The following is a 25,974-nucleotide window of genomic DNA, read 5'->3' on the forward strand; positions in this document are numbered from 1 at the left end:
CATCCTTTATGATTCAGATTCTTGCAGCCACGCAGCGGCCTCGGGCCAGAAATGCGCGACTCCTTCCAAAATTCCTGCGCTGTAGTTCCCGTTCATGCCGAGATATTCGCCCGTGGCGATGTACAGCGCTTCGCGTCCTGTTGCCGCCACCCGTGATTTGATTTCGGGGTCGGCATTGGCCACCAGCACCGCCGGAATGTCGCTCAGGAGCACATCCAGGTCGTTGCCGCTGTCGCCGGCGAAGAGGGTGTCGTGCAGGGAAAAGTGTTGCCGCTCCATCATGAAGCGAATGGCGTGCAGCTTTCCGGCGCTTTGCGGCAGGACATCGAGCAGGCCGATATGCGCCAGTTCGTCGATGCTCCAGATCAGGTTGGCGCGGATGCCCTCGCGTTCCAAGCATTCGCGCATGCGGGCCGTCAGCGCGCCGGAGTCCACGTCCAGATGAACATAATAGCTGAGTTTGAAGGAGGCCTGCTTTTCCCGCTCCTGCAAGTGCAGCTCAGGGAAGCCGCGCAGTAGGCTCGCAAGACCTTCGGAGTGCATGCCGCCCCAATCCGGCGCGATGTGCCGTTCCCATGTGCTCCATGGTAGCCATTCTTCCGCCCTGATCTGATAGATGCTCGCCCCGACGTCGGCGATGGCGAAGTCAGGACACGGCAGCTCGAACTCCGCGATGGCGTCTTCGATCAGAGCACGGTGGCGTCCGGTCACGTAGGCAAGACAAATCTCCTCGCGTGCCGCCAGCTTCCGGAACAGGGCCTTGGCCGACGGCCACGGAGGATTTGGGCCGTTGGGGATCAGGGTTCGGTCCAGGTCGGTGCAGAGCAGAAACCGTCTCATGACGCGCCTTCCTCCTGGGCGGGAAATCCGTAATGGGCCATGGCGTCGAGAATCCCCGCCGCAAAGGAGGCCTCCGAGAAGTGGATGCCCTCGATGTTCGCAAGCTCGGACAGTTCAGTGATATGCCGGTTGTCCACCACGGTGCCCAAGGTGTTGCCGCGCAGCATGTCGGCGTCGGCTCCGGTGACCCCGGCCACCAGGGTGCTTTCCAGCGGAAAGTCGAGCTGCTCGGAGCACCAGCGCAGCGCCAGCCCCTTGGAGGCCCGAAGCGGCAGCACGTCCAGGTATTGGCCGAAGGAGACGAGCACGTTCACGGCCTGCTCGTTGTGCTGGAGCAGCTGGCGAACCTGCTGTCCGCTGATCACGGAGGTATCGATGTAGTAGCTGATCTTGAACGCGCTCTGGTGCTTTTTGGGCTGCAGGGACAGGCCCGGAATGTCGCGCAGCGTCTTGCGCACTGCCCGAGGATCCCAGAGGTGGTTGATGTGTTGTTCCCAGATAGTGTCCTGGGTGAGGTTCGGTGCGTAATGGATTTCCGTGCCCTGACCCGAGATCAGCACGTCGGGTTGCGGGATCTTGTGCTTGCGCAAGGTGGCCAGGGCGTTGTCCAGGCGGCGTCCGGTGACGATGCCGAAGAGGACGGTCTTGCGGTGGGCGTGCAGGGTCTGCAAGAGCGCCGTGAGCGAGTAGTTTTCGCCGATGAGGCTAAGATCCAGTTCCGCGAAGAGCGCCTGTTTGCGGGAAATGCCCCTGCGTCGGATCGGAGCCATGCGGATCAGCGGTGCGGTTTTTTCCACCAGCGGACGGACAACATCCAGATATTTTTCCACGTGCGCCTGCCATGAATAGTGACGGCGCACGCCGGACAGGCCGTTCTTGGCGAAGGTGCGCCACTCTTTTTTATCGATCAGGGTGCGTAGGATCGTTTCTGCCATGGACTCCTTGTCGAGGGGATCGATGAGGTGACCGTTGCGGCAGTTTTTGATGATGTCGATGGGGCCGCCTTCCTCCGTGGCCACGATGGGCAGCCCGCAGGCAGCGGCTTCGAGCAGGGTCAGGCCGAAGGGCTCGGTCAGCGCGGGGTTGACGAAAACACCGCGCGATGCGGCGGCCAAGCGGAAAAGGATGGCTACTTCCTCGGGCCGGTGATGCTTGGGGTAGGCGATCTTGCCGTAGAGATCGTGGCGGTCGACGGCGAGGAGGATGTCGTTCAGGACGCCCCGCGCACCTTCATCCATGTCCTGGATGTCATCGCGGTTGCCGGCCACGATGACCAGATTGGCGGCTTCCTGCAGATGAGGGGATTCTCCGTAGGCGTCGATGAGGGTCACGATGTTCTTTTTCGGGTCCGGCCGCGAGAGCGCAAGCACCATGGGGCGCGCCGGGCGGTGCAGGAAGCGTTTCAGTTCATTGGCGATGGCGGTGTTTTTTTCGCTCTCGCGGGGCGGATAGAAATGGCTGAGGTCCGTGCCCGGAGGAATCACGCACATGCGTTCGGGCTGGTAGAAATCGTAGAGGCCGTATTGTTCCTCGATCTCCTGCCCAGTGCTGGTGATGATGCGCTCGGCCGCGCTGAGCGTGGTCTCCTCCGCTTCGATGCGCCGGGACATCTTGTACGTGTCTTCGATCTGTCCCCGCGAACTGCCGCTGGCCAGAAGCCGCAGGCGCTTGCTGCGCCCCAGGGAGTGTCCGGTGTGAACGAGGGGAATGCCCATCTGGTGCGAGAGTCTGGCTCCGACATAGCCCGCATCGGCGTAGTGGCTGTGCAGGAGATCGGGGATGCGCTCCTGGCTTTTGAGGAAGGTGAAGACGTTGTCGGAAAAATTATCCAGCGAGTCCCACAGGAGCTCCTTGCGCAGGTATTTTTCCTCTCCGCATTCGATGCGCACGATGCTGGCCTTGTCGGACAGGGGCTCGGTCACCTGCGCATAGTCGGGACTGACGGCGTCGTCGATGACCCTGCGCGTCAGCAGGATGGCTTTTTCCACATCCGGGCGTTCGCCAAGAGCGCGGGTCAGTTCGACCACGTATTTGACCTGTCCGCCGGTGTCCGCGTCGCGGCCCAGCTCCATGTCATGTCCGCGCACCAGTCCGTGAATGCTGATCAACACGATAAAAAGCGGTTTTTTGACGGGCTGTCCGCGTGTCTTCACCGTGTCCACTCCTTGGTAAAATTTTGATAAAATTCAGAATCTTCGGGAACAGCGCCCCGGATTTCGCAGATGGCGGAGGCAAAGTCGTCGGCACGCTTCAGGGCGGTGGTTTCTGGCCAGCACGACAGCATGCCAAGGATGCACACGGCGGAAAAGGCGTCTCCCGCGCCTACCGTGTCCACGATGCGCGAGGGCTCCTTCCCGGGGGAGGCGATAAAGAGCTCATTGTCCCTGTCCAGTTGCCAGGCTCCGTATTTTCCGCAGGTCACGATCAGGCGGTCGATGTCGAACATGCGCTTGAGTTCGGCTCCCTGCGCTTGCGCCAACCCTTCGCCCGCCTTGAACATGTCCGCCAGGGTGCGCAATTCCTCGTCGCTCAGCTTCACGATGTCTGCACTCTGCAATGAAAACCGGACCGTGTCCTCGTCAAACCAGGGTTCGCGCAGGTTGATGTCCAGAAACTGTGGGGCTTTGATGTTTTGCAGCATCTCCGACAACGCTTGCCGGGTGACGTGATGGCGCTGGCTCAGGGTGCCGAAATAGACGAGTCCTGGTGCTTCGGCCGCCATCGCCGCAGCCGTGGCGTCGGCCGGGTCGATGAAGTCATAGGCCTGCCGGGGCAGAATCTCGAAGCGGTGTCCCGCGTCTTCGAGATGGACCCGCACCTGTCCCGTGGGCAGGTTGTCGTCGATCTGGATTCCCGAGACATCCATGCCCCGTTCCTTCATGCCGGCAAGAATTCTGGTGCCAAGGGCGTCGTCTCCCAGGCGGGAGATCATGAGCGGTCTTAGCCCGAAGGCCGCAAGGTGCCGGGCGACATTGAAGGGCGCGCCGCCGAGAACCGCGCGATCGGGAAAGACGTCCGCCAGAATTTCTCCGAAAAGGATGACGGCAGGGCTTTGGCCTTCAGGGGCGGGGTCTTGATGCGCGGCGGGTTGCCGAGGGCTTGTCGTGAGTTTCATACGGATGTCTCGTCATTATGTCGAATTTACAGGATGTTTGTGTGCCTCATGTCTCATTGATGAATGATTTTAATCAGTATTTGCTGTTGTAACTTCATATCCAGTGAAATGTCTGGAAAGCTGATTGACGTTTTATCATGTCGATGAATTCGAGATGTTTTTTTAAGGGAAGTGTAGCTAGCGGATCAATAAAAAAGCAGATGTAAATTTTTTTGTTACATTCTTTATGCGAATGATGTCAATAAAAGCAGGAACTATCCATTTCTCGCATGACAGATGCGGATGTGGACAAAGTGTGGAAGTTCTGGCGCTGGATGTTCGAGGCCTGTCTGGAAGGATGTCCTGGAGGGCGACCGGGAGACAGGTTCAAGTCTGGCGAAGGCTTTTGGCTCGGTTGGTCTTTGGAGAAGAATGAAAAAAGGGAGCCGTGAGCTCCCTTTTTTCATGTCTTATGCTTGATCAGGTCAGCCGATGACTCCGGGTGAGTCGACGGGGTTTTCTTCAATGGGCGTGTTGCGCGCCGCGAGCATGAACCAGACGAAGCAGGCCGCGGCCACGGCGATGCCGATGGGATAGCCGTAGTCGGAGCTCAGGTGCAGCGGAAATTCCGGGGCCACGCAGAGGTAGGTGGAGCAGACCGCTGTCATGAAGGTCGCGGGGACGCTGGCGATCCAGTGTGCCTTGCCGTGACGGACCAGGTACATGGCCGAGGCCCAGAGCACGATGGTGGCGAGGGTCTGGTTGGCGAAGCCGAAGTAGCGCCAGATGACGTTGAATTCCGTCTTGGTGATGATGAAGCCGATCACGAACAGCGGCACGGCGATCATGAGGCGCTTGATGACGGACTTCTGCTCGACCTTGCTGAAGTCGGCGATGATCAGGCGCGCGGCGCGGAAGGCCGTGTCACCGGAGGAGATGGGCAGGATGATGACGCCGATGATGGCCAGGAAACCGCCGATGGGTCCCATCAGCGTGGTGGCGACCTGGTCGACCACTGCTGCGGGGCCGCCGCTGGCCAGGGTGGCCTGCAGGGCTTCGGGGGTCTGGTAGAAGGTCATGCCCAGGGTGGCCCAGACCAGAGCGATGATGCCCTCGCCGATCATGGCGCCGTAGAAGATGGGGCGGCCGCATTTTTCATCGGGGATGCAGCGGGCCATCATGGGCGACTGCGTGGCATGGAAACCGGAGATGGCTCCGCAGGCGATGGTGATGAACATCAGCGGCCAGATGGGCAGGCCCTTGGGATGCACGTTGGCCAGGCCCACGCCGTTGGGGAAGAAGGTGTAGCCGTCCACGATGAGCATGGCCGAGAGGCCGAAGGCCATGATCAGCAGGCAGGCGGTGAAGAGCGGATAGAGACGGCCGATGATCTTGTCCACGGGCAGGATGGTGGCCAGGAAGTAGTAGGCGAAGATGATGCCGGTCCAGACCACGACGGCCACGTTTTTGTCCAGGTTGAAGCCGATCTTGACCGCCAGAAGCTTGGCCGGTCCGAGGATGAAGACCACGCCGACCAGGAGCAGCAGGATGACGGAGAAGACGTTCATGAACTGTTTGGCGAAGTTGCCGAGGTTGTGACCCACGGCGTCAGGGATGGATTTGCCGTCATAGCGTACGGACATCATGCCGGAGAAGTAGTCGTGCACCGCGCCTGCGAAGATGCTGCCGAGCACGATCCAGACCAGTGCGGCCGGGCCGTAGAGGGCGCCAAGTATGGGGCCGAAAATGGGCCCGAGTCCCGCGATGTTCAGGAGCTGCACCATGTAGATGGTTTTTGGGTTCATTTTGACATAGTCGACTCCGTCCGCGAGTCGGCAGGCCGGGGTGGCCTTGCAGCTGTCGACGCCGAAACTGGATTCGACGATCTTGCCGTAAACGAAATAGCCGGTGATAAGCGCCGCGACGGCGAAGAAGAAGTAAAACAAGTGTCCCTCCTTGGAAAAAAGTTGGTTGCGCCAGATCTCTTCAAATCAACTTTCGGTCATGCTGCCATGACCGGGATGGTTTGCCGAGTCGAACTCGGCGGATATGACGCGCTTTAGGCCAACAGGATGCAAGGGGACAAGAAGTCTCGTTTAAAATGTCTTTTTCAGCGCCTGAAGCGTTCGCCAGGAGAGCCGAAACGTCTTGTTCGTGATCGGAATTGTCGGCGCCGATGAAGAAACGGGAGCTAGACCCGGGCCGGCATGGGCAGCATGAAGTCGATGCAGGTGCCCTGGCCGGGCGCACTGACGACCTGCGGGAGATAGGACGGGCCGAAGATCTGTTCCAGCCGCTGGAAGCAGTTGCGCACGCCGATTCCGCCCGACCGGGAATCCAGCCTGGTCTTGGCGAACAGCCGGTTCACCTGGGACTGATCCATCCCTACCCCGTCATCCTTGACCTCCACATGCAGGCACGCGCCTTCCTTGCGCACCTGCACACGGATCTCTCCGCCGTTTTCGTGGGCCAGAATGCCGTGACGCACGCTGTTTTCGACCAGGGGCTGAATGATCAGCGGCGGGATGGGCCAGGATTCGCATCCTTCCTGCACGTCGAAGTCGATCCGAATGCGCTCACCGAAGCGGGCCTGTTCGATGGCCAGATAGCAGCGGATCTGGTCCAGTTCCTCGGACAGGGGCACGAATCCCCGGCTGGCCTCAAGGCTCTTGCGCAGATAGCTGGACAGGTCCTGGAGCAGGCTGCGGGCCTTTTCGGGACTGGTGCGGCAAAAGGAGGTGATGGTGTTCAGGGAGTTGAACAGGAAGTGGGGATTGATCTGGGCCTGCAGGCGCCGGATTTCGGCATGGGCGAGCATGCGTTCGGTGATCTGGATGTTTTCCAGTTCGAGCTGGGTGGAAAAGAGGTTGCCAAGCCCCTTGCCCAGCTCGAAGAGCAGCAGGTCGAGGGATTTGTTGGCCGTGCCATAGAATTTGAGCGTCCCGGCGACGCTTCCGCCCTTGGTCAGGGGCACGATGATGGCCGAGGCAAAGGGACAGTTCGGGTGTCCGCAGCCGATGCCCTCCTTTGCGCTCAGAAACATGGGCTGCCCGGTCTCGAGCACGGTCCGGGTAGCCTCGGTGACGATGGGCCGTCCGGCCAGGTGATGGTCGTCGCCGACGCCGATGTGGGCCAGGACGTTGGTTTCGTCGGTGATGGCCACGGCGCCGACCGCGACCCGGCTGTGGATGATGCGCGCCGTGGCCAGGGCGCTCTCGGGGGTCAGCCCGGAGCGCAAGTGACTGACCGTGGAGTTGGCGATGTCGAGGATTTCCTGGGCCTGGACCGAATCCTGCCTGGCCCGGTAGCGGAAGACCACGTTGATGACCTGTACGAAGGTGGCCGCGCCCAAGGTGTTCAGGATGATCATGGGCGCGGCGATGATGCGCACCAGTTCCACTGCTTCCGCAAAGGAGTGGGACAGGGCCAGGACCATGCCCATGTGCAGCGTCTCGCCGCCCAGGGCCAGTCCGGCCGCCCAGCGCCAGTCCACGCTGCGTTCCTTGAGATAGAGGGTCAGCAGCCCGGCGGCCGCGCCTTCGATCATGGTCGACAGGCCGCACGGCACGGCGCTGAATCCGCCGATATCGATGAGGATGCGGTGCCCTCCGGCAATCAGTCCGGAAGCGATGCCGACCACGGGGCCGCCGAAGAGGCCGCCCGTGATCACGGCCATGGCCCGAAGATTGGCCACGGACTGGGAGACGAGGTTGCCTCCGTAGGTGCCCAGGATTCCTGCCGCGCCGAAGAAGAGGATCTGCAGCAGCGTCGAACGCCACGAGGGGCCCTGGCGCAGACGCATCTTGTGGATGGGGGTGATGGTCAGGAGCAGGAAGGCTCCGGCCACGATGAGGCCGAGGCGTTCGGCCAGGGCCAGGATGAGGGCGTCGGAATTCATGGTTATCCTTTACGCAAGGCCGAGCTGGTCGCGAAAATCGCGCACCCTGGCTTTGCTGACGGTGATTTCGGTGGCCGCGTGATCGCGCATGGTCAAAAGATATTTGCCGTTGAACCAGGGCGCGAAATCCCTGACCTGCGCCAGATTGACGAGCTCGCCCCGGTTGGCGCGAAAGAAGGACAGGGCTGCGAGTTTTTCCTCCAGGCGATCCAGGGTGCCGGGGCCGTGGTGCACATACTGCGTGTCGCGCGTGTGCACTAAAGTGCGGCGCCCTTCCGTGCGGATGAGGACGACATCGGCGTGCCCGAGCAGCAGCACGCGCCCCCGATGCTCCACGGAGATGCGCACCAGCGGCTGGCCGAGTCCCATGCCCTTCAGCAGTTCTTCCAGCTTCGGCTGCGCGGCCTGACCCGGGTTCATGTGGCGCAACTGGTTGCGCAGCCGCCCCAGGCAGTTGGCCAGGCGTTCGCGGGAGACGGGCTTGAGCAGATAATCCACCGCGTTCTCCTCGAAAGCGCGGATGGCATACTGGTCATAGGCCGTGGCAAAGACGAAGAGCGGCGGCTCGGGGCATTTGAGCGCCCGCTCCAGAACATGAAAGCCGGTCGCGCCCGGCATCTGGATGTCCTGAAAGACCACTTCGGGGCGCAGTCGCACGATTTCCTCCATGGCCTGCGATGCGGACATGGCCGTGCCGACGATCCGCACATCCTCAAAGCCGGACAGAAGATAGGACAGTTCGTCCAGGGCGGGCGGTTCGTCATCGACAAGCAGGCAGCGGATAGGTGATGTCATGGGGGCTCTCATGGTGTTTGCCGCGCCTTTATCAGAATCGTGCACAAAACGCATCAAGGACGTAACTCTCTGTTTTGAAATGAGATACAGCCCGCATTGATGTCCATCCGATTCTGCGGCAGAAATAATTGTTCCGGGCGGGATAGCGCTCCACAATCATCCGGGGCTTTGATAAGCGAAGTCTTCGCCATGCCGAACCCCGAGCGTTCCGGATCAGCCGGGGCTTTTCACGGCGGATCAGCATGGCGTTCCCGCTTGTGCATGCGACTGTCCAGGAGCGTCGATGCAACAAGCGAATCAACCGCGAGGAAAACTCATGTCGAAAATTGCCTTGATCGCCCTGGCCGGGGCGTGTGGAACACTGTGCCGCTACTGGCTTTCGGGGCTGGTCTACAATGTCATGGGGCGGGACTTTCCCTGGGGCACCTGGGCGGTGAACATCACGGGCTGCTTCCTGTTCGGGCTGGTCTGGATTCTGTCCGAGGAGCGGGGGCTCCTGTCGGCGCAGGCCCGCATCCTGATTCTCACCGGCTTCATGGGCGCGTTCACGACCTTCTCGACCTTCATCTTCGAAAGCGGCGGCATCCTTGACGACGGCCAGTGGCTCAAGCTGGCCCTCAATCTGGCTGGGCAGAATGTGGTGGGGTTCGCGGCCCTTTACCTGGGCACGGGACTGGGCAGGATCGTTTAGGGGTAAAGCCCGCGCGTGCATGAAAAAGAAAACCCCCGCCGTGGCCAGGGTTGCGTGGAAACGGGGAGCGATGCAGGCCGTCTATTTCGCGTGCACGGCATCCTGAAACGCCTTGTGCCGCTCGGCATACGGGGGAAACCCGAAGAAGGCCGAGCCGGAGACCAGGACGTCGGCTCCAAGGTCGAAGAGCTCTTTTGCGTTGTCCAGGGTCACGCCCCCGTCGACCTGAATCAGTGTCGACAGCCCGCGAGAGCGGATCATGCCGGACAGGGTCGCGATCTTGTCCTTGCAGAACGGGATGAAGGACTGGCCGCCGAAACCCGGATTCACGCTCATGATGAGCACCATGTCCAGCTGGGGCAGCAGATACTCGACGACACCCAGCGGCGTGGCCGGATTCAGCGACAGGCCGACCTGCATGCCCGCCTCGCGGATGGCGCTGACCGTACGCTCGAGGTGCAGCGTGCTTTCGGCGTGGATGCAGAGCAGATCGGCGCCCGCGTCGGCGAACTCCTGGATGTAGCGCTCGGGGCGTTCGATCATGAGGTGCACGTCGAAGAAGAGCCGGGAGGTCTTGCGCAGGCGCTTGATGACCGGAGGGCCGAAGGTGATGTTCGGCACGAAGGCCCCATCCATGACATCCCAGTGCACCCATTTGAGGCCGGCCTCTTCAAGGGCGGTCAGCTCGGAGCGTAGCGCGCCGAAATCCGAGGACAAAAGGGACGGCGAGAGGATGAATTCGCGCATCATTCCTCCCTGTCGCCCATCTTGAAGTCGACCTGGATCTTGTACATCTTGGTCGCAGGCAGGTTCAGGATGGAGATGCCCGTCTTGCGGGTGATTCCGGCCAGGGTCTCCTGCACATCTTCCCAGGACGGACCGATGAAGGTGAACCAGATGTTCTGACGGTGCTGGCGCAGGTAGTTGTGCGTAACGCCTGGGAGCTTGTTCACCTCGGCGATGAATTCGTCCAGCTTGTCCTCGGGCACGGCGGCGGAGCACAGGGTCGAGTGCCAGCCCAGCTTCTTGGACTGGAAGTTGGCCCCGATGCGGCGGATCACGCCTTTTTCCGTCAGCGCCCGCACGCGGGCCAGAGTTTCGGCCTCGGTCAGGCCGACCTTGAGGCCGATCTCTTCATAGGGACGGGCTTCGAGGGGGAAGCCCGTCTGGATCATGTCCAGGATCTTCTTGTCAAAATCATCCATGCTTCCACCCATCAGGCTTTGCGCCGTTCGGCGAGTTTGGGAATGTACGTGCACAGCGGTTCTTCGCCCATGTAGTTGTCGTTCATGGAATATGCCCGGGCACGGCAGCCGCCGCAGACCTTGTGGTATTCACAGATGCCGCACTTGCCTTCGTAATCTTCCTGGGTGCGAAACTGCTTGAATTGCTTCGATGAACGCCAGATTTCCGGAAACGGGGTGGTGCGGATGTTGCCGCAGTCCAGCTCCAGGTAGCCGCAGGGCTGGACCTGGCCGACGTGGGAGATGAAGCAGAAGCCGGTTCCGCCAAGACAGCCCCTGGTCATGGCGTCGAGGCCGAAGTTTTCGGGTGTGACCGGCACGCCCTCGGCCTTGGCCCGCTGACGCATGATGCGGTAGTAGTGCGGGGCGCAGGTGGCCTTTAAGTGCATGTTCGTGGTCTTGCGGAAATCATAGAACCAGTTGAGCACGTCCTCGTATTCCTGGCCCGTGATGACCTCGGCTCCGAGCTGGGCGGCCCGGCCCGTGGGCACCAGCAGGAAGATGTGCCAGGCCACGGCGCCTATGTGTTCGCAAAGGTCGAAGATCTTCTTGAAGCTGCTCAGGTTCGCACGGGTCACGGTGGTGTTGACCTGGAATTCGATGCCGGCTTCCTTCAGGTATTCGATGCCACGCATGGAAGCGTCGAACGCGCCCTGCACGCCGCGAAACTCGTCGTGGCTTTGCGCGTCGGGACCATCGATGGAGATGGAGCAGCGCTGCACTCCGGACTCGCGCATCTTCTGCGCGGTTTCCGGGGTGATCAGCGTCCCGTTGGGCGACATGACGCAGCGCAGGCCCTTGTCGGTGGCGTAGCGGATGAGCTCATAGACATCGGCGCGCATCATGGGATCGCCGCCGGTGAAGATGATGATCGGATTGCCGACTTGCGGAAAGGTGTCGATGAGCGCCTTGGCCTCGGCCGTGTCCAGCTCGCCCTCGTAGGGTTCCAGGTGCGCCTCGGCCCGGCAGTGCTTGCAGGCCAGGTTGCAGGAGCGGGTCACTTCCCAGGCGATGAGCTTGCAGGCCGGGGTGCCGTCGGCCAGGGTCGTGACCATGCCGCCCGGGTGTCCGCCGGGTTTGCCCCCGGGATGTCCACCCGGGTGACCACCCGGATGCCCGGCAGGGGGCCCGTCCAGACCCGAATGGCCTGCGCCGTGATGAGGATTTTTTTGCATTATACGTGTCCCGCCTTGAGCAGGTCTTGGGTGAAGTAGGAGAGGATCAGGTCCGCGCCGGCCCGCTTGAATGCGATGAGGCTTTCGAGCGCCACGGCGGTTTCGTCGATCCAGCCGTTCATGGCCGCTGCCTTGATCTGGCTGTATTCCCCGCTGACCTGATATGCGGCTACGGGCAGGTCGAAGTTGTCACGGACCAGACGGATGATGTCCAGATAGGGCAGGCCCGGTTTGACCATGAGGATGTCCGCGCCCTCTTCCACGTCGGCGGCGGCTTCGCGCAGGCCCTCGCGCCAGTTGGCGGGGTCCATCTGGTAGGTCTTGCGGTCTCCGAATTTGGGCGCGCTTTCGGCCGCGTCGCGGAAGGGGCCGTAAAAGGCCGAGGAGTACTTGACCGCGTAGGACATGATGGGCGTGTCCAGGAAACCCTTTTCATCGAGGGCTTCCCGGATGGCAGCCACCCGACCGTCCATCATGTCCGAGGGCGCGATGATGTCCGCGCCGGCCTGGGCCTGGGCCACTGCCGTGCGGGCCAGCAGCGCCAGGGTCGGATCATTCTGGACTACGCCTTCGGGGGAGACCAGTCCGCAGTGCCCGTGGGAGGTGTATTCGCACAGGCAGGTGTCCGCGACCACGATCAGCTCGGGCCAGCGGCTCTTGATGCGGCGGATGGCTTCCTGCACGATGCCGTTTTCGGCATAGGCCTGGGTGCCGGCCGGATCTTTTTCAACGGGGATGCCGAAGAGGATGAGGCTTTTGAGACCCGCATCCACGGCCGGACCCACTTCGCTCAGGAGCTGGTTCAGGCCCAGCTGGAACTGTCCTGGCATGGAGCTGATGGGCTTCTTGAAGTCCGGGTCCGATTCTACCACGAAATACGGCTGGATCAGGTCCTCCCGTCCCAGCCGGCTCTCCCTCACCATGTCCCGCAGGACGCTCCTTGAACGCAGCCGGCGGCCGCGATGAAAGGTGTTCATGCCGTTCTCCTAGAGCTTTTCGCCGCTGATTTCCTCGTCGGTCAGATAACAGGCCGGATCGTGAGCCCAGAAGTCGTCGTAAAAGGCTTCGGCGCGGGCCCGGAAGTTGCCGCCGCAGATGTTCAGGAAACGGCAGGTGGCGCAACGGCCCTTCACATGCGGGCGCTTGTCCTTGAGCTTGTGCAGAAGTTCGATCTTTTCGTCGACCCAGATCTCGGAGAAGGGGCGCTCCAGGACGTTGCCGAAGGTGTGGTGACGCATGAACTGGTCCGCGTGCACGGCGCCGTCCCAGGAGATGCAGCCGATGCCGCGTCCCGAGGAGTTGCCTTCGTTCATCTTCAAAAGTTCCATGACCTCGGCGGCGCGGGCCGGATCTTCCTTGAGCAGGCGATAGTAGACGTAGGGGCCGTCGGCGTGGTTGTCCACGGTCAACACTTCCTTGGGCTTGCCCTTGTCATGCAGGGCGCGGGTGCGATCCATGATCAGATCGACCACGGCGCGGGTCTCGGCGTGATCCAGATCTTCCTTGATCAGCTCGGAGCCGCGTCCCGAATAGACCAGATGGTAAAAACAGATGCGCGGGACTTCCAGGGATTCGACCAGATCGAAGAGGTGCGGAATCTCGGCGGCGTTGCGCTTGTTGATGGTGAACCTGAGTCCCACCTTGAGCCCTTCGGCCTGGCAGTTTTCCACGCCCTTGAGCGCCAGCTTGTAGGCGCCGGTCACGCCGCGAAACTGGTCGTGCACGGCCTCGGCGCCGTCAAGGGAGATGCCGACGTAGGACAGTCCGACTTCCTTGAGCTCGCGGGCCTTGGCCTTGGTGATGAGCGTTCCGTTGGTGGAGATGACCGCACGCATGCCCGTGGAAGTGGCATATTTGGCCAGATCCACCAGATCTTCGCGCACCAGGGGTTCGCCGCCGGAGAAGAGGATGACCGGCGCGCCGAACTTGGCCAGGTCGTCGATCATGGCCTTGGCCTGATCCGTGGAGATGGGGTCCTTGTGATTGCTCGGCTCCACGGCGTGGGCGTAGCAGTGCACGCATTTGAGATTGCAGCGCTGGGTCATGTTCCAGACCACAACGGGCTTCTTGTCCTTGGCGAACTGCAGCAGGTGAGAGGGGAGTTGGGCGGAATCGCGTCCGTAGCGAAGTGCATCGGAAGGTTCCACCGTGCCGCAGTATAATTTTGAAATACCGATCATGGTTGCCTCATGTGAACGCTGGGGTTCGTCGGGGTGATGTGCGATCCCGGCCGCGCCGGAAGGTGCGGCCGGGTCCGTAAAAAACGAGAAAGCCGAAGGCTTGTCCTAATGGTTGCCATTGTCAAGTCAAGGGGTGAAAAACGCCTACTGCAGGGTGTGGGTGGGAGGCTCGGCGTTTAAAAGCGATGCCGTGTGGTCCTTGGAATCCCCGGCGATGGGCTCGCGTCTTGCCGCCGGATTGTCCGCGCCGCTGCGGGGCTTGCGGGGATCCTTCGGCTTGTTCAGGGCCGTGCGCCACCAGGCTTTGAAGTTGCGCATCAGATCCCTCCGGTCAACAGCGTCAGGACGATGGCGACGGTTATGGCCAGCAGCATGGGCAGGATCAGGACGGCCAGCACCTGTTTGTTCGTGGCGCCGTGCACATGGCGCAGTCCCAGAAACTTGTACACGACCACGCCGATCATGGCCAAGGGCAGGCCGATGTACGGGACGATCATGAGCAGCATGGGCGCCGCGCTGTAGGTCTCGGCTCTGAAGGTGCCCTCGAAGCCTTTGGTGTCCGCCTTGAAGAGCCGCAGAAAGAAGTGGTTCATGGCGGTGTCGAGAAACAGGAAGACGCAGACTTCAATCGGGTACAGGATGAGCGAGAGAGCCGCCTGCAACGTGTTGTCCAGATTCTCGGTCAGCGCGTTCGGGGGGATGATGCCCAAGAGTTGCCAGACGGATTGGGACAGGGCCACGGCCTGGACGATGATCAGGAAGAAAAGCAGCGGTTTGACCATCCCGTATCCCACGGGCATGGCCGAGAAAAAGCCCTTGGGATTGGACAGCACCTCAAGGAAGGTCTGGGCGAAGGCGCGCGGATAGCCGGATTCGGCCTTCTCCCACAGCGGCAGGGACGGTTCCGGCTGGTGCTCGGTGTGGGGATCTTCGTCCTCGTCCTCTTTGAGCGCGGCCAGTTCGTTCCAAAGGTCTTCGTCATGCGGCGGCGCGGGCGATTCGACGGGCCCGGAAGGTGTCTGCTCCGGTTGCACCGGGCCTTGGGCCTCTTCCTGCGTGTCCCGGTTTTCAGGGGCGAACGCTGGTGCCGGAGGCGGAGAATCGGTTGTTGGTTCGATATGTTCGAGCGGAGCTATTTCACGGAATTTGAAGCGATTCCGGCACTTGGGACAAGTGGCCATGACCGCTTTCGGAGGCAGCTTCTCTTCGTTGACAGTGCGTCCGAATCCGCACTTGGGACAGATGATGTTCATGGTAAATGCGTTCTCCTCTTGCGAGAAGGCTGATACCTGCTCTTGTCTCGATTAGCAACCGCGCGGGGATTTGGCGGACACGAAGAGGTCGTCGAAGAGATGCACGAAGAGGGCGACAATGATCACGCCGCTGTAGTCCATGGGGCTGTCCGCATCGAACTCGCGTAGCATGTGGTCCGTGAATTCGGGCCTGAAATAGCCCTTGTCGCGCACGGTGGAGGCAGAGAGAACGTCGCCGATCATGTCTCTGAACATGCGCACGAACCACTTGCTCGGAGGCGCCAGAGGCTGCTTGCGGCGCTGGCTGATGGCGGGGGGCAGGAAGGTGCGGAAACTCTTTTTGAGTAGGTACTTTTCATTGAGGCCGCGCATCTTGAGATGACTGGGCAGGGAGAAGACGTACTCCACCAGCCGGTGATCCATGAACGGCGAGCGCAGTTCGACGGAATTGGCCATGCTCATGGTGTCGGCCAGAGCCAGGGTCAGGTTCGGCAGGCGCATCTTGGTCTCCAGGTACAGGGCCTGGTCCATGAGGGACCTGTCACCCGGAACGGTGGGCAGTTCTTCGTCGCGCTCTTGGATCACGGGCAGCAGGCGGTTCACGAAGGCGTCGCTCATGAGCTGTCCCTTGAACTGGAAGGCCTGGAATCTGTAGGGCAGAGCCGGATGCGCGGCCGGATAACCTTTGAGTGCGGCATACTGCATCCAGGCCTGCTGCTGTGACGTGATGCCGGGAAAGACCCGGCGCAGCAGGTTCGCGCGGCCGACGCTTTCGTTCCTGCCGATGAAGTCCATGAGCTTCAAGAGTTTGAAATAGTCGTATCCGCCCAGGATTTCGTCTGCCCCGTCTCCGGACAGGACTACCTTGAAACCCATATCCCTTATTTGTTTGGACAAAAGATAGAGCGGCAGATTCAGGAGGGTGACCATCGGGCTCTCCAGATGCCAGACCAGTTTTTCGATTTCCTTCTCGGCGATGGTGCAGAGAAATTCGTGATGGCTGGTTCCGAACGAGCTTGAGACCATGCGCGCGAAATGGCGCTCGTCATAGCCCGCGTCCTCGAAGGCGATGGAGAGGGTGTGCACGGGGGCGTTCGAGAGGTGCGCATAGAGTCCGGTGACGCTGCTGGAGTCGATGCCTCCGCTGAGGTAGGAAGCCACGGGCACGTCGGCCACGAGGCGGTCGCGCACGGCTTCGACCAGATGATGGCGCAGACCCTCGGCGGCTTCGTCCTCGGAGATTTTGGCCACGGGGCGGTCCATGGGGATGTCCCAGTAGGGGGCGGTCCGGTGTCCGTTGCCGTCAGCCAGCAGGGCGTGGGCGGGCGGAACCTGGCTGATTCCCTGCAGAAACGTATCCGGAGCCAGGTTGAATCCATAGTCCAGCAGTCGGTCCATGGCCAAGGGGTTCATGGCGCGCTGCACGCCGGGAAAGTGCAGGATGGCCTTGATCTCGGAGGCGAAGATCAGGGTTCCGTCGGGCAGGAGCGTGTAAAAAAGCGGTTTCTTGCCCATGCGGTCCCGGGCCAGGAACAGCGTTTGCGTACGAGGGGTCCAGACCGCGAAGGCGAACATGCCGACCAGGCGGCGCAGGCATTTGTCGCCCCACTGCAGGTAGGCCGCGAGCAGGACTTCAGAGTCCGAGTGGGTGCGGAAAACATGGCCAAGGCTGGCAAGTTCGGCCCGAAGCGGCTGGTAATTGTAGATTTCGCCGTTGAAAACCAGGACCGCCCCGGACGGTTCATGGACCACGGGCTGATTGCCCCCTGCCAGATCTATGACGGAAAGCCGTCTGTAGGCCAGGGCACAGTATCGATCCAGGAACAGGCCCTGATGGTCCGGCCCGCGATGGGCCAGGGCTTGGGCCATGGACGAAAGAACGTTATCTTGCGGAGAGATTCCGCTCGGATTGAAAAAACCGGCTATGCCGCACATGTCGCTTTTCCTGTTGAAGTGTGATCTGGGAAAGCGTTTGCAGAATGCGTGCCTTACATGCCGGCCAGGACTGGGCGCCCCGGCCTATCTGGCGTAATAGGCGGCCGCCCTGGGAGGTGCCTGGTGAGCCGGATTCTTGGAGATTTCCGAAAAGGCGGATCTGAAAGAGGACAGGATCCCGATTACTTCGTCCACCATGTCTATATCCATCTTGAGGTTGGCCTGCAGCAGGCGGGTGCTGCAGTACATGTAGAGCTTGTGCAGGTTCCGGGCGATTTCCCCGCCCTTGTCCGCGTTCAGGGAGCCGTCGAGTTCGGCTATGATATCGAGAGCCTGGGAAATGAGGATGCCCTTCTTGGCAAAGTTTTTCGCCTCTATCTCTCCCTTGGCCTGCTCCAGGAAGGTGATGGCACCGTCGTAAAGCAAGACCACGAGATGGCCGGGGGTTGTGGTGGTGACCTGGGTCTGCATGTAGGCGTTGGCGGCTTTGTGCACTGTGCGAACTCCTTTCTATCACTTGCCGGACAAACTGCTGATTTGCGAGCTGATCTGGGTGGAAATGTTGTTGTACGTACCAAGGACGGCTTCAAGCTTGGCAAAGCGCAGGCGCAGGTTCTTTTCCAGAAGAGTCAGACGGCGCTCCTCATAGGCGATCTTGTCGTCGATGGAATCCATGATGTCCTGGTAGTTGTCCTTGAGGACTTCAAGGGTTCCGGTCGTTGAATCTGTCAACCTTTTGAGTTCGTCAATCAGCTCCTGGGTCTTGCCGGACTTGATCTGGACCGTGCCGGAATAGGAACCGGCCGTCAGGTTGATGACTTCGATGGAAAGGCCTCGTGCCGCATTTCCATCCCCCTGGGCCACGATCTTGGTGCCGTCGATGCTGGCCGGGTATCCATTGATGCTCGCGGCGCTGATGTTGCCGCCGGCATCCACGCTGTAGCTGACGGAATACTCCCCGGCTTGGGTTACGCCCTTGATGGACGAGTCGAAATTGAAATTCGAGGATTCCACTGCGACGCCGTTCACCATTTCCTTGGTTGCCGGGTAATGGTCCGCGCTGAAGAGGCGGGCCACGGCGTCGGGGTCGGTGCTTAGCGCCGCGGAAAAGGCACCGGGGTCGAAAATGAGCATGCCGAAAGTCGGGGAGCCCTGGCTGGTGTCCGTGGTGATGCCCACGCTGCCCAGGGAAACGATGGGGTCCATGTCGTAGTCGAACCCGACTCCTTTTTCCGCCAGGATATTCTTGAGCTTCTGCTGGATCATCTGCATGCCGTAGTTGCCGGTCAAAAGGGACCCGGAAACATTTTCACCGACGGTCGTGACCTGCGTTTGGTCTTTTATTTCCTTTAGCACCGAATTCACGGCCTCGACAAAGGTCTGCACCTTCTCGGTAACCGCTTCCGGATCGAGGCTGGTGGTGATGGTCGTGCTGCCGATGCTGGCCAGATTCAGGGTCACGCCGGAGATGATGTCCGAAATGGAGTTTGAGTTACGCTCGAAGTAGCCGTCGGTGGCTCCCTGGATCTGTGTGAAGGCTGCCGGTTGAAGTTCGCCGACCGTGGTCCCGGGGGAATTGATGATGGAAATCTGTTTGTCCGATCCCGCCGCTCCGGTCAGGGTCAGCTCGACATTGCCGGACACGTCCGTGGCCGTGGCCATGGTGGAGCCCACCGCAGTGTTGATTTTTCCGGCCAGCGAAGCGTAGGTGTCCGCGGCCGCGACATCGACGGAATACAGCGTTCCGCCGTAGGCGAACTTGAAGGTTCCGTCGGCGGTGGTGATTGTGTCCGTCGTGGTCTTGCCGGTAAAGGTGGCCTTCAGTATTTCCGCAGTGGCTGTGGGGGCAAGAGGAAAGCCATCGACCCGGAGTTTTGCGTTGGCGGCATTCTGGGTTTCAATGAACTGACTTTGGCTGAAATTTGTGAGCAGATTGGCCGAGGTCGAGTTTGCATCGACAATGAAGTCATTGCCGGCGCCAAGATCCATGCCTCGAATCTGCAGCCTGTAACCGCTGCCGTCGTTGACCACGCTGGCTCGTACGTAGTTGCGATTATCCGCGTCGGAGTTGATGAGACTGGCGAACTGACTCAGGGTCGTGGTGCTGGTTACGTTCACGGAGACCTGCCGGGAGCCGGCCGTGAAGACGAATGTCCCGTCCGCGCCGCCGCTGATGACGTCATCCGGAGAGGAAAAAATTACCGCCCCCATGTGCATGTCGTTGGTCGCCAGGGACAACACATCCACCTGGTGGGTACTTTCTTCCGCGTTGCTGCCCGCCTTTGCGGTCAAGGCGGTGGTGTTGGAAGAGATGGCGTTCTTGATCAGGAACTCGTCCGTGGTGTTCATGGTATCCAGCGACGCCTTGAGGGAAAGCATGTTGGAAGAGAGCGAATCAAAGGCTTCACTCTTGGCTTCCCATCCCGACCGCCAGTACTCGAGCCGCTTGGTTCGGGTCTGTTCGACTTCGATGAGCTTGGTCACCATGGAGTCGAAGTCCGTCCCGGACCCGAGGCCCGTGAAGCGGATGGCTCCGGAAATAAGCGAACTGGTCAGGTCATCAGCCATGTCATTCCTCTGGTGCGTTGGGTTGGACGAGTCTATTCACACTTCGAGCAATCCTGGTGCCAGAATCAACATTATCGAGTTAAAAAGGCCGGGCCGCTTCCGCGACCCGGCCGGGAAAGAGGTTTTACGAAGCTGTCATTATCCCTGCAAGAGCTGCATGGCCATATTCGGCAGGCTGTTGGCCTGGGAAAGCATGGCCACTGCGGACTGGGTCAGGATCTGGTTGCGCACGAAGTTGGTCATTTCCGTGGCGACGTCGGCATCGGAGATCTGAGACTCGGCTGCCTGCAGGTTCTCTGCCTGGATCTGCAGGTTGGTGATGGTGTTCTCAAGACGGTTCTGCAAGGCGCCGAGGTTGGCTCGGATGTTGTCCTTGGAGGTGATGGCCGAGTTGAGGGCCTCCAGGGCTTCCTGGGCGCCCTGCTGGGTGGAGATGCTGTAGCCTCCAGATGCCGCGTTGCCGGTTCCGTTGGCCCTGGCGGCGTCTGAAGCGTTGCCTACGCCCAAGGCTGAGGCGGTGGAGTTGCCGATGGAGATGTAGTAGTAATCTTCCGCGGAGTCGTTGCCCGTGCCAAAGTGAACCTTCAGGGGGCCGGTTGAGGCCAATCCGCTGCCCGAGTGCTCCTTGCTCCAATTCGCAACGGCCGCGTTTGTGCTGGATGCGGAGAGGTTGCCGTTCAGCAGGTAAATTCCGTTGAAGTCCGTGGCGTTGGCGATTCGGGTGATTTCCGAGGCCATGGCCTGGTACTCCGAGTCGATGATCAGACGCTGGTCCGAAGCGTAGGTGCCGGTGGCCGCCTGGGTGGCCAGTTCCTTCATGCGGATCAGCTTTTCGTCGATGACGCCAAGGGCGCCGTCGGCGGTCTGGATCATGGAGATGGCGTCATTGGCGTTTCTGACACCCTGGTTCAGGGATGCGATATCCGCACGCATGAGCTCGCGAATGGCGAGGCCCGCCGCGTCGTCGGCGGCCGAAGTGATGCGCAGGCCCGAAGACAGGCGGCTGACGGATGTCGACAGGTTGCCGTACGCGGATGCCAGGTTGCGGTTCGCGTTCATGGCCATCAGGTTGTGGTTGATAATGAGTGACATAAAAAATTCCTCCTTGAAAGATTAGCGGCGTCCTTGCCTTTGAATCGAGCAGTTTGCGGGCCTTGCTCATTGTTCTTGATGAGTAAATCGGCCGGACGGAGAATTTCTTTAGAGGAATTTTGTCCAACATCGCATGTCGGACAAAGATTATTCGAAATCGGGGATGTGCTTGCGGGCCTCGGTGGTCGGAATGCCGCGCGAAATGGCGATGGATTCCAGGTTGTCCTCGGCGTCGGACTTGCGAAGATACAGCGGCTGGGGGGGCTGGCTTGAATACTCCGCCGCGCATGCAGCGGCCAGCAGAGAGGACGGCAGGGGCGTATCGAGAAATTGAGGCAGGACCGTGGCCTTCGGCAAGGCCAACAGTTCGGGATTTTTGCGCAGTCCGCTGCCGAGCAGAAAGATGCCCGCCGGACGTGACTGCAGCAGTTCGTGAGCCTTGGGAACCGGCAGCGGCCGGACAGGAGCCAGAGGCATGCCGGCCTTAAAGCCCTGAATGTAGACCTGACCCTTGCGGGCGTAAGTCAGGACCCAAAGTTCTGTGTCGCGCACGAATGGTTCGGCCTGGGCGGCCAGGATTTGCGGATATTGCAGGCCGGCCATGGGGATGGCGTGCGGACGGGACAGCCCGTGCATGGCCGCGTGGGCTATGCGCAGGCCCGTGAACGATCCCGGCCCACGCACACAGGCGATGCCGGAAAGCTCGGCGGCGCCCATGGCCTGCACCCCAAGGGCGCGTTCGATGGCCGTGGGCAGGTGGCGGATGGATTGCCCGGGGCATAGGACCTCTTCGCTGAACATGACCTCGCGGGGGCTGCCAAGGACAACCTGAATGCGTTCCTCGGCGCAGTTCAGCGCGAGATAGCGGCTACTTGAAGTGTCGGAGAATATCATTGAATGTGGCCAGGATCATGAGCATGAGCAGCAGCATCATGCCGATCTTCAGGGCAACTTGCTGAACTCGCGGGCTCAGGGGTTTGCCGGTGACGGTTTCCAGGAAGAAGAAGAGGATGTGCCCGCCGTCCAGCACCGGGATGGGCAGCAGGTTCAGGATCCCAAGGTTGATGCTGATCAGCGCGGTCAGGGCCAGCAGATTGACAATGCCGTTTTGCGCTTCCTTGTGGATCATCTCAGTGATGAGGATGACTCCGCCCATGTCCGACATGGGGATGACCCGCTCGATGAGCTTGACGATGCCCATGACCATCAGCCCGCTGACTTCCCGGATTTGACGGGCGCCCTGAACCGCGGCGTCAAAAAATCCAAGCTCGCGACTCAGGATTTCACCCTTGGGGGCGATGCCGAGCATGGGCATGGTCTTGATTTCGCCGAACAAATTGCGCTTTTCCTGCAATCGCGGAGTGACGTGCACGGAAAAGAGCTCGCTGCCCCGTTGCACGGTCAGGAACATCGAATCGCCTTCATTGGTCTCGATGCGATCGACCAGGTCTTCCCAGACCTCGATCCGTACGCCATCGATTTCGATGATCTGATCTCCGGGGACGATGCCGGCTTCTTCGGCCGCGCTTGAGTTGGTCACCTGGCCGATAACGGGTAACAGCTCCTGCACGCCCTGGCTGTAGGCCAGACCCCAGAAAATGAACCAGGCCAGGATGAAGTTGAATACGGGCCCGGCCAGCACGACCAGCATGCGTTGCCAGGGCGGTCTGCGCGAAAATGATTCCTCCGGGCCAAATCCTTCGGGAAGTTCGGCGTCGACAGATTCACCCACGAGCTGCACGTATCCGCCCAGGGGAAAGGCGCAGACCCGGTAGTCCGTCTTGCCCCGGGTGAAGCCGAAGAGCCGCGTCCCGAATCCCAGGGAAAAGACGCTCACCCCCATGCCAAGGCCGCGAGCGACCACGAAGTGCCCCAGTTCATGAAAGAAGATCAGTCCGCCCAGGACCACCACCACAGCCAGAATACTGGTTACCATTCGCCTTTTCCTATGGCCTCTTCGGACCGAGTTCGTGTTTGTGCATCAAGGTCCAAAATGTCCCCCAGATCATGCATCAAGGTCAAGGAATGTTTGCCCAGCATCATCTCGATGAGCCGGGCAATGCCCGGAAAAGAGATGCGTCCGTCAAGAAATGCCTGAACCGCGATTTCATTGGCGGCATTGAGCACCACAGGGTGGCTGGGGCCGGCGGAAAGCGCCTCGCGCGCCAGATTCAGACAGGGAAAGCGCAGCGGATCGGGGGCCTCGAAAGTCAGGGTGCCGATCCGGGCCAGATCGAGGCGCTCAAGGCCGATGTGCAGTCTTTTGGGATAGCCGAGGCAGTACCCGATGGGGATCTCCATGTCCGGCATGCCCAGATGGGCCAGCTGCGAGCCGTCTTCGTACTCGACCAGGGAGTGGACGATGGATTGGGGATGGACCACCACGTCCACCTCGTCCAAAGACGCACCGTATAGATGCACGGCCTCAATGATCTCAAGGCCCTTGTTCATCATGGTCGCGGAGTCGATGGAAATTTTTGCGCCCATGGACCAGTTCGGGTGCCTGAGGGCCTGGGCAGGAGTCACGGCCTGGATTTCCTGCAGGCTTCTTGTGCGAAAGGGGCCGCCCGACGCGGTCAGGATCAGGCGGCAGGCCTGCCTGCCCTCATGGCCCGCGAAGGCCTGAAAAAGGGCGTTGTGCTCCGAGTCCACGGGAAGAATGACGGCTCCGCTGGTCCGGCAGGCACTGCGGAAAAGGTCTCCGGCCAGAACGAGGGCCTCCTTGTTGGCCAGGCACAGCACCTTGCCGGCCTCGGCAGCGGCCAGGGCCGGGACCAACCCGGCAGCGCCGACCTGGGCGGCCAGGATGAGGTCGGCCTCGGGCAGGGTGGCCATGGCCGTGTACCCTTCCTGTCCAACGAGAATGCGCGGGTTGTACCCAGCAGGGAGCAGGACGGAGAGTTCGTCTGCTTTTTCCTCGTTCAGGACTCCCAGGTATTTCGGACGGAAGATCTCGGCCTGCCTGGCCAGCAGCTCCATGTTCCGTGCTCCGGCCAGGGCCACGACATTGAGGTCGTCGCGATTCTTGGCCACGACCTTGAGCGCGCTGGTGCCGATGGACCCGGTGCTGCCCAGAATGGCGAGGCTGCGCTGGCCGGGGCGGTCGAAAACCGGGGAAGAGAGGCCGGAAATGTACTTCATGGCTTTTAGTCTCAGGCGAAAAAGGAGAACAAGGCGGTCAGCCCGCAGTACAGGGGAAGGGTGAAGAGCAGACTGTCGATGCGATCCAGAATGCCGCCGTGTCCGGGCAGAATCTTGCCGGAGTCTTTAACTCCGCGCCAGCGTTTCAGGGCGGATTCGAAAAAGTCGCCGATCTGCGCGGCAATATTCAGGGCCACGCCAAGCAGGGCGAAGCTCGTCCAGTGCGCGCTGCCGAAGAAAAGGCCCATGGCGGTGCAGACCAGAACGCTCGCGCAGAGGCCCCCGAGGCTGCCGGCCCAGGTTTTTTTCGGACTGACCGAAGGCCAGATCTTGGGACCGCCGATGAAGCTCCCGGCATAGTAGGCCCCGGTGTCGGCGGCAAAGGTGGTCAGCAGCACAAGTCCGATTTCCGGAGCGGAAATGGTCCGGAAGAGACGCAGGATAAAGGGCAGATACAGAAGGCCGAAGAGCAGTGTCTGGCTGTCCTTAAAAGCGTCGGGAGATTTTAGCCTGTCGTGGGCGATCAGAAATGAGACGGCCACGCCCAGCATGGCCATGCAGACCAGGGCCCCGCCGCTCCAAGACAGAGGCGCCCAGATCATGCCCAGTGCGAAGAAGAGGCCAAGGGCTTTGAAAGCAAGCTTTTCACGTCCCGGCCAGAACATGGCGTAGAACTCCATGAGACCGAGGCCCGCCACTGCCGTGACGCCGATGCTCAGGACCGGGTCGCCGCTCAAGATGGCCCAGCCCAGCAGGGGCAGCAGCAGCAGGGAAGTCAGGACGCGTTTGAAATGCGGACTTGTCATGCGGACTCCTCACCCGTGGTCCCGAAGCGGCGCTGACGGGACGCGTAGTCCTCCAGGGCGGCGTGCAGTTCGCCGACATGAAAATCCGGCCAGGGCACGGCGGAGAAATAGAGTTCGCTGTAGGCGCTCTGAAAGAGCAGATAGTTGCTGAGTCGCAGTTCGCCGCTGGTGCGCAGGATCAGGTCCGGGTCGGGCATGCCCGAGGTGTAGAGTTCGCCCGCGAACATCTCCTCGGTCAGTTCCGACGGTTTGACCTGCTTCTTCAGTAGAGCCTGGCAGGCACGCAGAATTTCAAGCCGCCCCGAATAGTTGAGGGCCAGGTTCAGGTTCATGGCCGAGCAGGTGGCGGTTTTTTCCATGGCGTGGCGTAGCACCTGCCTGGTGGGCAGGGGCAGTTCGTCCAGATCGCCGAGCACGTTCAGTCGGATGGACTGTTCCAGCAGGGAAGGAAGCTCCTCGGTCAAAAAATCCTTGAGCAGGTTGAAGAGGAAACCGACCTCCTGTTTGGGCCTGGACCAGTTCTCCTTGGAGAAGGTGTAGAGCGTCAGGTAAGGAATGCCGAGCTTTCGGCATTCCTTGACGATTTCGCGGGCGGTTTCAGTGCCGGCCTTGTGGCCGGCGCTGCGGTCAAGACCCCTGGCGCGGGCCCAGCGGCCGTTGCCGTCCATGATGATGGCGAGATGATTGAGCGGTGGCATGGACTGGATCTAGATCTCCATGATTTCCTTTTCTTTCTCGGTAAAGACCGCGTCAGCCTTCTTCACGAAGTTGTCCGTGGTTTTCTGGACTTCGTCCTGGGCCTTGTGCAGATCGTCTTCGCTGATTTCCTTGGCGGTGTGCATTTTCTTCAGGGCGTCGTTGACGTCCCGGCGCACGTTGCGGATGGCGACCTTGGCATCTTCAGTATACTTCTTGGCCATCTTGACCAGGTCCTTGCGGCGTTCTTCGGTCAGAACCGGGATGTTGATGCGAATGGCGCGGCCGTCGTTGATGGGCGTGAGTCCCAGGTCCGACTTCATGATGGCCTTCTCGATGCTGTTGAAGGCGCTGCGATCCCACGGGGAAATGGAAATGGTGCGGCTGTCCGGGATGGATACGGAGGCAACCTGATTGAGCGGGGTCGGGGTGCCGTAGTAATCGACCCGGATGCTGTCCACCAGCGCCGTGGAGGCCCGGCCGGTGCGCAGCTTGGAGAAATCCTTTTCCAGACTGTCGATGCTTTTCTGCATCCTGTTGGTGCAATCCTGTGTGTGCTTTTCCAT

Annotated in this window: 24 protein-coding genes; 1 reads left to right on the forward strand and 23 read right to left on the reverse strand. The window is 60.9% G+C overall.

What is annotated here, in order from left to right:
- Positions 1-6: 6 nt before the first annotated feature.
- The 6 genes from BMZ24_RS06055 to BMZ24_RS06080 all read right to left on the reverse strand — a co-directional run bounded on the left by BMZ24_RS06055 (position 7) and on the right by BMZ24_RS06080 (position 8,627).
- Positions 7-840: an HAD-IIB family hydrolase gene (locus BMZ24_RS06055; protein ID WP_092190338.1), complete on the reverse strand. Its 834-nt coding sequence runs from the start codon at positions 838-840 to the stop codon at positions 7-9.
- Positions 837-2,993: an HAD family hydrolase gene (locus BMZ24_RS06060; protein WP_092190340.1), complete on the reverse strand. Its 2,157-nt coding sequence runs from the start codon at positions 2,991-2,993 to the stop codon at positions 837-839. The genes BMZ24_RS06055 and BMZ24_RS06060 overlap by 4 nt, the downstream gene beginning before the upstream one ends.
- Positions 2,990-3,955, reverse strand: a complete 966-nt coding sequence (locus tag BMZ24_RS06065; RefSeq protein WP_092190342.1) for a carbohydrate kinase family protein — start codon at positions 3,953-3,955, stop codon at positions 2,990-2,992. Before BMZ24_RS06065 ends, BMZ24_RS06060 begins: the two co-directional genes overlap by 4 nt.
- 464 nt (positions 3,956-4,419) lie before the next feature.
- Positions 4,420-5,880, reverse strand: a complete 1,461-nt coding sequence (locus tag BMZ24_RS06070) for a carbon starvation CstA family protein (protein ID WP_092190344.1) — start codon at positions 5,878-5,880, stop codon at positions 4,420-4,422.
- Positions 5,881-6,125: 245 nt separating this feature from the next.
- Positions 6,126-7,832, reverse strand: coding sequence for a LytS/YhcK type 5TM receptor domain-containing protein (locus BMZ24_RS06075; RefSeq protein ID WP_092190346.1), 1,707 nt, complete (start codon positions 7,830-7,832; stop codon positions 6,126-6,128).
- A gap of 9 nt (positions 7,833-7,841) precedes the next feature.
- A complete protein-coding gene (locus BMZ24_RS06080) occupies positions 7,842-8,627 on the reverse strand; it encodes a LytR/AlgR family response regulator transcription factor (protein ID WP_092190348.1) in 786 nt (261 codons plus the stop codon).
- Positions 8,628-8,943: 316 nt separating this feature from the next.
- On the opposite strand from BMZ24_RS06080, the gene crcB reads away from it, so the two are divergent.
- Positions 8,944-9,318 carry a fluoride efflux transporter CrcB gene (crcB, locus tag BMZ24_RS06085; RefSeq protein WP_092190350.1) on the forward strand — a complete coding sequence of 125 codons (375 nt, stop codon included), beginning with the start codon at positions 8,944-8,946 and terminating at the stop codon, positions 9,316-9,318.
- Positions 9,319-9,399: 81 nt separating this feature from the next.
- Here crcB and rpe read toward each other — a convergent pair whose 3' ends face one another.
- The 17 genes from rpe to frr all read right to left on the reverse strand — a co-directional run bounded on the left by rpe (position 9,400) and on the right by frr (position 25,974).
- Positions 9,400-10,068 (reverse strand): ribulose-phosphate 3-epimerase, encoded by a 669-nt coding sequence (gene rpe / locus BMZ24_RS06090; RefSeq protein WP_092190352.1) that lies wholly within the window; start codon positions 10,066-10,068, stop codon positions 9,400-9,402.
- Positions 10,065-10,523 (reverse strand): siroheme decarboxylase subunit alpha, encoded by a 459-nt coding sequence (gene ahbA, locus BMZ24_RS06095; protein ID WP_092190876.1) that lies wholly within the window; start codon positions 10,521-10,523, stop codon positions 10,065-10,067. Before ahbA ends, rpe begins: the two co-directional genes overlap by 4 nt.
- Positions 10,524-10,534: 11 nt before the next feature.
- Entirely contained in the window at positions 10,535-11,737 is a 1,203-nt protein-coding gene (ahbD, locus tag BMZ24_RS06100) for a heme b synthase (RefSeq protein ID WP_208599812.1), read from the reverse strand.
- On the reverse strand, positions 11,737-12,714 hold the full coding sequence (gene hemB / locus BMZ24_RS06105; RefSeq protein ID WP_092190354.1) for a porphobilinogen synthase: 978 nt from the start codon (positions 12,712-12,714) through the stop codon (positions 11,737-11,739). Before hemB ends, ahbD begins: the two co-directional genes overlap by 1 nt.
- Positions 12,715-12,723: 9 nt before the next feature.
- Entirely contained in the window at positions 12,724-13,917 is a 1,194-nt protein-coding gene (gene ahbC / locus BMZ24_RS06110) for a 12,18-didecarboxysiroheme deacetylase (RefSeq protein WP_092190356.1), read from the reverse strand.
- 144 nt (positions 13,918-14,061) lie between these two features.
- Positions 14,062-14,235 carry a hypothetical protein gene (locus BMZ24_RS19655; protein WP_153304604.1) on the reverse strand — a complete coding sequence of 58 codons (174 nt, stop codon included), beginning with the start codon at positions 14,233-14,235 and terminating at the stop codon, positions 14,062-14,064.
- Positions 14,235-15,170, reverse strand: coding sequence for a zinc-ribbon domain-containing protein (locus BMZ24_RS06115; protein ID WP_092190358.1), 936 nt, complete (start codon positions 15,168-15,170; stop codon positions 14,235-14,237). The genes BMZ24_RS19655 and BMZ24_RS06115 overlap by 1 nt, the downstream gene beginning before the upstream one ends.
- 51 nt (positions 15,171-15,221) lie before the next feature.
- Entirely contained in the window at positions 15,222-17,105 is a 1,884-nt protein-coding gene (asnB, locus tag BMZ24_RS06120) for an asparagine synthase (glutamine-hydrolyzing) (protein WP_092190360.1), read from the reverse strand.
- An 84-nt stretch (positions 17,106-17,189) separates the two neighbouring features.
- On the reverse strand, positions 17,190-17,600 hold the full coding sequence (fliS, locus tag BMZ24_RS06125; protein ID WP_092190362.1) for a flagellar export chaperone FliS: 411 nt from the start codon (positions 17,598-17,600) through the stop codon (positions 17,190-17,192).
- Between the two features lie 18 nt (positions 17,601-17,618).
- Complete coding sequence (gene fliD / locus BMZ24_RS06130; RefSeq protein WP_092190364.1) at positions 17,619-19,673, reverse strand: flagellar filament capping protein FliD; 2,055 nt, start codon at positions 19,671-19,673, stop codon at positions 17,619-17,621.
- 138 nt (positions 19,674-19,811) lie between these two features.
- On the reverse strand, positions 19,812-20,765 hold the full coding sequence (locus BMZ24_RS06135; protein WP_092190366.1) for a flagellin N-terminal helical domain-containing protein: 954 nt from the start codon (positions 20,763-20,765) through the stop codon (positions 19,812-19,814).
- 147 nt (positions 20,766-20,912) lie between these two features.
- Positions 20,913-21,659, reverse strand: coding sequence for a tRNA (adenosine(37)-N6)-threonylcarbamoyltransferase complex dimerization subunit type 1 TsaB (gene tsaB, locus BMZ24_RS06140; RefSeq protein WP_092190368.1), 747 nt, complete (start codon positions 21,657-21,659; stop codon positions 20,913-20,915).
- On the reverse strand, positions 21,634-22,701 hold the full coding sequence (gene rseP / locus BMZ24_RS06145) for an RIP metalloprotease RseP (protein WP_092190370.1): 1,068 nt from the start codon (positions 22,699-22,701) through the stop codon (positions 21,634-21,636). The genes tsaB and rseP overlap by 26 nt, the downstream gene beginning before the upstream one ends.
- Positions 22,695-23,906: a 1-deoxy-D-xylulose-5-phosphate reductoisomerase gene (gene dxr / locus BMZ24_RS06150; protein WP_092190372.1), complete on the reverse strand. Its 1,212-nt coding sequence runs from the start codon at positions 23,904-23,906 to the stop codon at positions 22,695-22,697. Before dxr ends, rseP begins: the two co-directional genes overlap by 7 nt.
- An 11-nt stretch (positions 23,907-23,917) precedes the next feature.
- Positions 23,918-24,712, reverse strand: a complete 795-nt coding sequence (locus tag BMZ24_RS06155; RefSeq protein WP_092190374.1) for a phosphatidate cytidylyltransferase — start codon at positions 24,710-24,712, stop codon at positions 23,918-23,920.
- Entirely contained in the window at positions 24,709-25,410 is a 702-nt protein-coding gene (gene uppS / locus BMZ24_RS06160) for a polyprenyl diphosphate synthase (RefSeq protein ID WP_092190376.1), read from the reverse strand. The genes BMZ24_RS06155 and uppS overlap by 4 nt, the downstream gene beginning before the upstream one ends.
- Before the next feature lie 9 nt (positions 25,411-25,419).
- Entirely contained in the window at positions 25,420-25,974 is a 555-nt protein-coding gene (gene frr, locus BMZ24_RS06165) for a ribosome recycling factor (RefSeq protein ID WP_092190378.1), read from the reverse strand.

Source organism: Desulfomicrobium norvegicum (assembly GCF_900114595.1).
Classification (GTDB): Bacteria; Desulfobacterota; Desulfovibrionia; order Desulfovibrionales; family Desulfomicrobiaceae; genus Desulfomicrobium; species Desulfomicrobium macestii.